Origin of the sequence: Candidatus Chordibacter forsetii (assembly GCF_964187505.1) — a bacterium.
GTDB classification, from domain to species: domain Bacteria; phylum Verrucomicrobiota; class Verrucomicrobiia; order Opitutales; family Seribacteraceae; genus Chordibacter; species Chordibacter forsetii.
This window is the reverse complement of the sequence record NZ_CAXLML010000132.1, coordinates 1-2,896: the sequence shown is the minus strand read 5'-3', so window position 1 is coordinate 2,896 and position 2,896 is coordinate 1. Positions and strand designations below refer to the sequence as shown.

Here is a 2,896-nt window from a genome sequence, read left to right as displayed (position 1 = left end):
TTACGGGTCAGGTCATTTCGGGAAATTCCCGGGTTTTCCTTTTCAATTCGTTCCCGCATATCCTTAAAGACGGGCTTAAGAATGATGCGGTTGTTTCTCATAATCTCCGAAATCGCTTCAGGTGTTCTTCCCTTGTAGTCATCCAGCAGGGTCGGCGGTTCGGGGATGAAAACATCTTTGAGGAAGTCCTCGTAGCGGGTCGGGGGAGCGTAGGGTTCGTGGGGTGGTTTCGGATGGAGTAATAGACAGAACGGTTTGTTTGGGTCGCGCTTTTTTTTGAGCCATTGGATCGCCTCGGTGGTGATTACTTCATTATTGTACCCCTTGATCGTTCGACCTCCTCTTAGGGCTTCTTTTTGGGTTTTTGGGCTCCAGTCTATCCATGGATGGTGGGGTTCAAATACATTGGGGTCCCATGGTTTGCCCTGCATTTTTTGTACGCAAAAATAATCAAAACCAGTCGGGCGGGAGAGCAGGTGCCATTTACCAAAGAGAGTGGTTTCATAACCTGCTTTTTGTAAAAGTTTGGGGAATGTTTGCTGGCTACCATCAAAGCGTTGGTTCAGGTGGGTCACTCCATTGCGGTGCGAATATTTCCCGGTAAGAGCAGCGGCCCGGGCTGGCGTGCAAAAGGAGTTGGGTGTGAGAGCATGCTCAAAGCGCATACCTTCGTTGGCAATGCGGTCGAGGGCAGGCGTTTGGATGTCTTGATTTCCGTAACAGCTCAGTGCCTTTTTGGCATGATCATCGGAAAAGATGAGCAGGATATTGGGCTTCTTTGCCTCAGTGGTGAAATAGCATAAAAGGACGAAAGCAAATGCGAAAAGCAGGCGTAGGAGAAAAGCAGGATGATTCATCGGTTTCATTTCAGTTTTATTTCTAGGTCAAATTCCTTGTAGGTTTGGTAAAATTCATCCGCTAGTTTTGGGTTTTCGGTGGCAAGGTTGGTTTGCTCGCCCGGATCATTTTGCAGGTCATAGAGCTCATAATCTCGTGGTTTTGTTTTTTCAAAAGTAGTTTTTCTGTCGGGATGAATCCATTTCCAGTCTTCGATCCGCATGGCATTGGACCGGTGCACCATAGGTGGGCGGGGAAATCTTCTTTCCGGTTTAAGCAGAGCGGTTAAAAAACTATGGCTGTCTACGGCAGAGGGGAATTCTTCTTTTGGATTTATGCCTAAGAGCTCCGCAAAGGTGGCAATGAAATCGGTAAAATTGATGGTGGATTCGGAGGTGGTTCCTGCGGCAAGTTTGCCGGGCCACTTCGCGATAAAGGGCACCCGGTGTCCACCCTCGTAGCGATGCGCTTTCATGCCTCGAAATTTTTCCGAGGAGGCATGGCCCTGTGCTTTCATTAGTTTGTGTGCCACCGGGCCGACTCCATTATCGCTGGTAAAGAAGAGAAGAGTGTTTTGGTCGAGCCCAGCATTTTTGAGGGCATTATTAATCTGGCCTACTACCCAGTCCATTTGCATCAAGAAATCACCGTAAGGGCCGAGTCCGCTCTTGCCAGCAAACTCTTTCATTGGCACCCAGGGTTGGTGGGGGATGGGGGAGGCGTAGTACAAAAAGAAAGGTTTGTTCGATTTCTCTTGGGCATGATCCTCAATAATTTTTACTGCCCGTTTCACCAGCGTGGGACTGGTTTGCTCAACCGAAAAACCGAAGGCAGTTTTGGTTTTCACAGTTATACTTTCGCCCTTGATATTGAATTTTGGAAAAGTAAAGGGCTCGGTTGGCTCTTTGGTGAAACGATTGTTTTCGATCCAGCACATCGGATCGGATCCGGCTGAGGAATGAATACCGAAAAAAGTATCAAACCCCTGGTCAACGGGTCCACCGGGTAGCGGTTGGTCTGTCCACTTGTTTTTCTTCTGATTAGGATAATTAAAACCGAGGTGCCATTTGCCGACCATATGGGTACGATACCCCTTGGACCGAAATAAATCTCCCAGTGTTTTCTCTTCCTTGGTAATGATTGCTTTTCCACGGGCGAGCAGGGTATTGAGTATACCGCTGCGGGCTGGGTTGATTCCGGTAAGTAAGCCATAGCGGGAGGGGGTGCAGGTTCCGCTAGCAGCGTGGGCATCGGTAAAGCGGATCCCCTCGTTGGCCAACTGGTTGAGGTTGGGCGTGCTGATTTTGGAGGCGGGGTTAAACTGTTCGCAGTCCCCATAGCCCATATCGTCGGCGAGAATGATCACTACATTAGGCAGTTCTTTTCCCCATGCAAGAATCGAGAATTTGAATAAAATAAAAAGGCGAAGAAATTGGGGACATGATTTCATTTTGGTTACCTTTTGGAATAAAGATGCTCAGGGCGTCTCGTACACATCAATTTCTCCAAAAAAGGTGGGGGCTTTTACATCCCACAATAAATAGCGGTATTTGCCCAATTCCCCCTTGGATGCAAATATGGAGCAGGCCTGCTGGGCGGGGCGGTCCAGTTTTTGATGAACCTGAAAAAATTGGTCGCTATTTACCCTGGCAATCCTCACCCACCCAGAATCTGGATCTCCAACGGCTTCCGCAGAGGGTGGGGTCTCCCCTGCAAAACCGTAGAGCACATAGCCCTGGTGTGCACGCACCCGGTGATCTTCAATCCGGTTGTGCTGGTGCCAGGAATAGGAATTGATCTTGCGGATGGAAACTGCTCGACCCAGGTCCATCAGCAAGGAACCATAGCGACCGTTCTCAAAGAAGAGAGACTCACGCGGAGAGTCCTGTTTGCTTTGTCCCCGACCATCAATCAACACATTTGGATTGGGAGATAAGGAGCGTGCCGTTCTTAGTTTTCCCTGAGGTGCAGTAATCGTTGCTCCACCTTTGGATTGGTCGGCGATATCATCTTTACTTGGAGAAGATATGGTGGGGAACTGGAATTGCTCGGTTCCGTC

3 protein-coding genes are annotated in these 2,896 nt (G+C 49.0%); all 3 read right to left on the bottom strand.

Annotated elements, in window-relative coordinates:
* The coding region (locus ACKPQ4_RS05930) for a sulfatase-like hydrolase/transferase (RefSeq protein ID WP_407680281.1) at window positions 1-866 on the bottom strand (866 nt) is incomplete at its 3' end.
* The gene (locus tag ACKPQ4_RS05925; RefSeq protein ID WP_407680280.1) at window positions 863-2,287 is read right to left on the bottom strand and encodes a sulfatase family protein; all 1,425 of its coding nucleotides are present in this window, start codon (window positions 2,285-2,287) and stop codon (window positions 863-865) included. The genes ACKPQ4_RS05925 and ACKPQ4_RS05930, both read right to left, overlap by 4 nt.
* Before the next feature lie 27 nt (window positions 2,288-2,314).
* On the bottom strand, window positions 2,315-2,896 hold a 582-nt coding region (locus ACKPQ4_RS05920; RefSeq protein WP_407680279.1), incomplete at its 5' end, for a hypothetical protein.